Annotated in this window: 4 protein-coding genes; 2 read left to right on the forward strand and 2 right to left on the reverse strand. The window is 58.9% G+C overall.

From position 1 onward, the window contains the following. Nucleotides 1-291 precede the first annotated feature (291 nt). Nucleotides 292-564 carry a hypothetical protein gene (locus AC07XF_RS27585; RefSeq protein WP_495029030.1) on the reverse strand — a complete coding sequence of 91 codons (273 nt, stop codon included), beginning with the start codon at nucleotides 562-564 and terminating at the stop codon, nucleotides 292-294. A 500-nt stretch (nucleotides 565-1,064) separates the two neighbouring features. On the opposite strand from AC07XF_RS27585, the gene AC07XF_RS27590 reads away from it, so the two are divergent. Then, complete coding sequence (locus AC07XF_RS27590; protein ID WP_495029031.1) at nucleotides 1,065-1,388, forward strand: low molecular weight protein tyrosine phosphatase family protein; 324 nt, start codon at nucleotides 1,065-1,067, stop codon at nucleotides 1,386-1,388. Between the two features lie 56 nt (nucleotides 1,389-1,444). Here AC07XF_RS27590 and AC07XF_RS27595 read toward each other — a convergent pair whose 3' ends face one another. Next, nucleotides 1,445-2,923 carry a DUF1254 domain-containing protein gene (locus AC07XF_RS27595; RefSeq protein ID WP_495029043.1) on the reverse strand — a complete coding sequence of 493 codons (1,479 nt, stop codon included), beginning with the start codon at nucleotides 2,921-2,923 and terminating at the stop codon, nucleotides 1,445-1,447. A 430-nt stretch (nucleotides 2,924-3,353) separates the two neighbouring features. Between AC07XF_RS27595 and AC07XF_RS27600 the strand changes: the two genes are divergently transcribed. After that, complete coding sequence (locus tag AC07XF_RS27600; protein WP_495029032.1) at nucleotides 3,354-4,712, forward strand: MATE family efflux transporter; 1,359 nt, start codon at nucleotides 3,354-3,356, stop codon at nucleotides 4,710-4,712. Nucleotides 4,713-4,780: the final 68 nt, after the last annotated feature.

Here is a 4,780-nt window from a genome sequence, read left to right on the forward strand (position 1 = left end):
ACGCGGCATCGTTAACGACCATCGCGAGCAAGCTCGCTCCTACAGTGGATCGTTCTCGCTTAACTGAACAGCATTACAGACTAGTGCTGGGCTTCGTTGTTTCTGAGGTTGTGTGGCCAGGGTCGTCATCTCTTGCGCGATGCTTCCAGGTAGCGTGACGAATGACGTCTTTCGACTGCTGCCTGTCGTCGCCGGCAGCAATGGGTTGAATGCAGACTAAATCCATGCCACAGAACATAAAAGCCGCTTTTCTCGTCGGACAAAAAACGGGCGCCTTCAGCGCCCGTACATTTACTCTGCAGCCTGCGCTCGCAAACGCCGCCCAATCACATCCATCAAGTCACAACCATCACGCAACGGAATAACCAGCAGTTTGGAAAAGTCCGACAACACCACCGTGTCGCAACCAATCTCGGCGCGATAAGCAATGTTCTCCAGCACCTGCGTCACCGTGCGAATGCGGTAATCCACCATGGCTTGCAGGACGTCGAGTGGGGCTTGGGTATCGATGAGGAGGGAGGCCGGGATCAGGTCGATTCCGGTGAGGGGCATGTATCTTTCCATAGTTAAAACTCCGATCAAGGCAAAGGTTGACTGTCCCTCAATCGTCGCCAAACGAATGGGTGACAGCTGTACGCAGGTTGGCGAACCGGGATCAGAGAACCGGCAGACCCGAAGGTCTCCCGCGCACAGCTGCCATAAAGACAGCTTTGCGGGCATGCAAAAGCGACTGCATTAAAGCACAGAGCCTTTGCATTCTGATCGATCAGGTCGCCAAACCTGAATCGCCATTTGGGCGACGGGGTTGACTATAAGCCGCAGGGAATCAGCGGGGAAGGTGAGGGATTCCGAGCTTTGTGTAGGACCTGTGATGATGAAACCTCGGATCTTTCACGTCTCTTTGTTGAAAATATAAACACAGAGCAGCAGCGATAATTTGCAGTGCTCTCAACCCCACCAACCGCCACGACCCAAGGTAGAAGACGGCAGGCCTCATCTGATTCAATATCAAACAGTGTCCCGTTCCCACCTCGGGACACGAACACTGGTTGGAGTCATCCGATGTGAACGTTCTCTTTATCTGCAGCCAGAATCGACTGCGAAGTCCGTCGGCCGAGCAACGGTTTGCTGATTGGCCCAGCGTGGAAACTGCCTCAGCGGGTATCGACTACGGGGCTGTTGTTCCCGTGAGCCCTGAGCTGCTGCAGTGGGCTGATTTGATATGTGTGATGGAGCCGATCCATCGACAAAAACTGACAGCGCGATTTTTCTCTGAGCTGGCAGGCAAACGTATCGTCTGCCTGAACATACCCGATGAGTTCCAGTTCATGGAGCCTGCGCTGATCAAGCTGCTGGACGCGAGAGTGACGCGGTATTTACCTTCCTGAGAAAGGGCAGCCCCCCGGCCGATGCCGAGGGGCTGTGCGATCTGGCGCGCCCGGTTCTATTTCGATACCACGATGCCTGCTGGTTTCCACGTTCCTTCGCCAGCCGGCAGGATCGAAGGCGGTGTCTCCTTGGGCCAATAAAGGCGCATCACCAGGTAGATCGGGCCGTCGGGGGCAGGCAGCCAGTTGCCTTCCAGCGCCTTGCCGGGCGAGTCCCGCTGAATGTAGAGGGTGAGCGCCCCGTCCTTGCTCTTCTTCATGCCGGGCAGCATGGGCGAGTTCAGCAGGTAGCGGTCGATCGGGTTCTTGATCAGGAGCTGGGTCTTGCCGTCGTACATGGTCACCGACCAGAAGGCGTTCACCGGCGGCAGCTGCCCGGCGGGGAAGGTGAGCGTGTAGTTGTGTTTGCTGCCGTCCAGTGGCTTGCCGAGCGCTGTGGTGCGGGTGATGGGATAAGTGGCTTCCACTGCATCATTGCCGTAGATACCGCCCTTGGCCGCGCCCGCGCGCATCAGCCAGTTGCCGTTGTAGAAATGGCGGTCGCCAAAGAACGAACCGATGTTCCAGCCATTGACGTCCTTGAGTCCGCCGGACAACCACTTGTCCACCTTTTCGTCGCCTTCCTTCATGCCGAGCAGGACGGCGGCCTTGTGTTCAAGCGAGAGATCCTTGAACTCGAAGCTCTTGCCCGGCCCGAGGCCGATTCGCGCGATTCGGGCTCGAATTTCCCTGTCTTCAGGCGTTGGCGGCACGTACTGGAGCGCAGCATCGAGGTACTCGAAGAAGTTCTCCTTGATCCCCGCTGTGGTGGCCGGAAGGAAATTGACTACCGGCGATGCAGGCGGCGCCGGTTGCTTCAGAAACGCCGACAGCGGCTGGGCTTTGTAGCCCGACTGCACCTTCATCACGTTTGGCATGTCCTTGGGATTGAAGAGCTGGGTTCGATAGCCAGCGACCGTGAAGGGCGTTGTCGAATGGAAGACCTTGTTGATGCCCGGTGGCGTGGAACCGTTCCAGTCAGGCCCGACCACCAGGTAGTTGCCCGGGCCGTTCCCCGTGGCGCGGCTGCCGATGTAGCCGTAGTTGTAGGTATTGCCGTCGATCAATTGCACCGAGTAATAACGCTGCTTTTCGACTACTGGTACCGTGAGCACCATTGGCTCGGCGCGCAGGTCCATCCAGAGGAAGGAGTAGGGGGTGTCGCTGTTGGGAGTGACAACGGCCGTGTCCTGGTAGGTGAAGACGCGGGGCTCGTTCTTGATCTGGTTGAAGGGGGCCTTGAACTGCGGGCCGTTCTTGTCCACGGCGTACTCATACATCACCGCATAGTTCATGACGATCGGCAGTCCGTAGATGAAGGCTTCCTCGGCGATGGCCTTCGTCTCGGTGAGGCTGGGGGCGGCGATGCCCCTGGCTGCGTCGGCTTTCCCGGCCTGGGCCACGGGATCGTTCTGGCTGGCACAGCCTGCAACAAGAGCCACCGAGGCGGCAGCGATTGCGATCCATTTCATGCAGGTTGAATATTCCGGTTTCATCATTGCGTCGCTCCCGTCACCACAGTCATCTCTGCACTGGATGTCCTGATCAGCGATTGGCCGCGCCGAGGGCTCCAGCTGGTTTACTGCTGCACAGGAGCATAGGTCATTTATCGGAAAAAGCAGGCAACTGATCCGTTAGGTCTGCCGGGCGCGAATGCGCCTGATGCCTGTCAGTTAAGTGTTTGAACACTGCAAACCTTGTGGGAGCGGGCTTGCTCGCGATGACGGTTGGACAGTCACACAAGGGGGTGTCTGACAGTCCGCCATCGCGAGCAAGCCCGCTCCCACAATATCCGGGGCTTACCTGCGCTCGCAGGCATTTGCTGGAAATATAAACACAGACCTGAAATGTTCATTGCCCCCTGGTCTTGACTCACCGAAGCTATCGTCAGTCAGCCCTCCCGCCGTCGAGATGGACCTCTATCCAATGCAAACCCCGAACCCTCAACGCCCCCTCTGGAAAACCTACCTGCTTTTCCTCGCCCCCATGGTCTTGTCGAATTTCCTGCAATCCATGTCGGGCACCGTCAACAGTATCTACATCGGCCAAATGCTCGGCACTCAAGCCTTGGCGGCTGTGTCCGGCATGTTCCCCATTGTTTTCTTCTTCATTGCCCTGGTCATCGGCCTCGGTGCTGGCGCCGGGGTGTTGATCGGGCAGGCGTGGGGGGCTCGGGAGACGCATCTGGTGAAGGCGATTGCCGGGGCGACGTTGTTGCTGGGGGTGTTGATCGGCTTGGTGGCGGCGGTGGTGGGGAGTGTGTTTGCGCGATCGGCGTTGGTGGGGTTGGGGACACCGGCGGATGTGCTGGACGATGCGGTGGCGTATGCCCATGTGATGTTGTGGATCATGCCGTCGCTGTTGGTGTTTGTGTTGTTCACGCAGTTGCTGCGTGGGGTGAGCGATACGTTGTCGCCGTTGCTGGCGCTGGTGGTGTCGACGTGTGTGGGTTTGGCCCTGACGCCGGCGTTGATTCGCGGGTGGATCGGGTTGCCGCCGATGGGGATTCAGAGTGCGGCGTACGCCGGATTGGTGGGTAACCTGGTGGCGATGGGGTTGCTGGCGTGGCGGCTGATCGGCAAGGGACATCCGCTGGCGCCTGACCGTGAGTTTTTTGCCGCGATGAAGCTGGACATGGCGATTCTTGGCAAGGTGTTGCGCATCGGTTTGCCCACCGGGTTGCAGATGGTGGTGTTGTCGCTGTCGGAGTTGGTGATTCTGGCCCTGGTGAACCGGCACGGCTCCCAGGCGACGGCGGCGTACGGCGCGGTGACGCAGATCGTCAATTACGTGCAGTTCCCGGCGCTGTCGATTGCGATTACCGCATCGATCCTCGGGGCGCAGGCGATTGGGGCCGGGCGCATCGAGCGCATGGGGCCGATTCTGCGCACGGGGTTGATGATCAACGTGTGCCTGACCGGTGGTCTGGTTGTATTGGGTTACTTGCTGTCGCAGTGGTTGCTGGCGTCGTTCCTGACCGAAGAGGCGACGCGGAGCATGGCCCGGCACTTGTTGCACATCATGCTCTGGAGCCTGTTGGTGTTTGGTTTCCAGGCGATCATTGGCGGCATCATGCGCGCCAGCGGCACAGTGATGGTGCCGGTGGCGATTTCCATTGTGTGCGTGGTGGGCGTGCAGTTGCCGGCGGCGTATTTGCTGGATGCCAAGTTCGGGTTGCAAGGGGTGTGGATGGCGTTTCCGGTGGCGTATCTGGGGATGCTGGTGTTGCAGACGCTGTATTACAAACTGGTGTGGCAGCATCAGAAGATCGAGCGGTTGGTGTAGGTGGGACGAAGGGGGCGGATAATGCTATGCACCGAAACCTGTGGCGAGCGAGCTTGCTCGCGTTGGGC

It is taken from the genome of Pseudomonas sp. GW821-FHT01C01 (assembly GCF_059422645.1).

Excerpts from the sequence above, each read along its gene's own strand:
- AC07XF_RS27600 (WP_495029032.1), top strand. The coding sequence starts at position 3,354 with ATGCAAACCCCGAACCCTCAACGCCCCCTCTGGAAAACCTACCTGCTT.
- AC07XF_RS27585 (WP_495029030.1), bottom strand. The coding sequence starts at position 564 with ATGGAAAGATACATGCCCCTCACCGGAATCGACCTGATCCCGGCCTCC.
- AC07XF_RS27595 (WP_495029043.1), bottom strand. The coding sequence starts at position 2,923 with ATGAAACCGGAATATTCAACCTGCATGAAATGGATCGCAATCGCTGCC.